At 45.5% G+C, this 721-nt stretch carries 1 protein-coding gene; it reads right to left on the bottom strand.

Annotated features, from left to right (window positions below):
- A partial coding sequence (locus ACFOEE_RS12375; protein ID WP_377124685.1) for a histidine kinase dimerization/phospho-acceptor domain-containing protein occupies window positions 1-721 on the bottom strand: 721 nt, incomplete at both ends.

Here is a 721-nt window from a genome sequence, read left to right as displayed (position 1 = left end):
CAGATTTATCAGGACTTGTTTAATACGGAAACTATCACCTAACAAATGCTCAGGCACATCCGCTGTGACATCGTATAGCACTTCCAATCCTTTTTGCTCTGCAGTAGATGAAAAAACAAGGCCGATATCCTGCAGCAAATCCGTCAAACTAAATGGATGCGGGTCTAGCTCCAACTTACCGGCTTCAATTTTTGAGAAATCCAGAATATCATTTAACAAGGTAAGCAAAGACTTAGCTGCACTATAGGCTTTTTCTATATAGTCGGCCTGGCGTTGATCCAGCGTGCTGTTGGCTACCAATTGTAATAATCCCAGAACTCCATTCATCGGCGTGCGGATCTCGTGGCTCATATTTGCCAAAAACTCAGATTTTGCTTTATTAGCAGACTCAGCTTGTTCTTTTGCTTGTGCCAGTTCCGCTTCGTATTTAAGTTGTTTAGTTAAATCAAACGCGATACCAAGAAAGCCTGCTAGCTGACCTTGCTCATCTTTTAGTGCACTGACATTTAGTTTTACTTTCACCTGTTCACCGGTTTTTGTCAGGTAGGTCCAGCGCGCACTATCCGTTTGCCCCAGACGCGCTTTCGCTACAAGGGTTTCAAAACCGACCGCGATGTTGCTACCGAGCTCAGTGGTCAGCTTAGCGGCATGGTGCTCCACTTCTGCGGGCAGATGAAAAATAGACGGGGTTTGTTGGAAAAGGACCTCCTCTGCGCGATAG

Origin of the sequence: Pseudoalteromonas fenneropenaei, from assembly GCF_042643375.1 — a bacterium.
GTDB classification, from domain to species: domain Bacteria; phylum Pseudomonadota; class Gammaproteobacteria; order Enterobacterales; family Alteromonadaceae; genus Pseudoalteromonas; species Pseudoalteromonas fenneropenaei.
The sequence above is the reverse complement of the archived record's forward strand: the minus strand, read 5'-3'. Positions and strand labels throughout refer to the sequence as shown.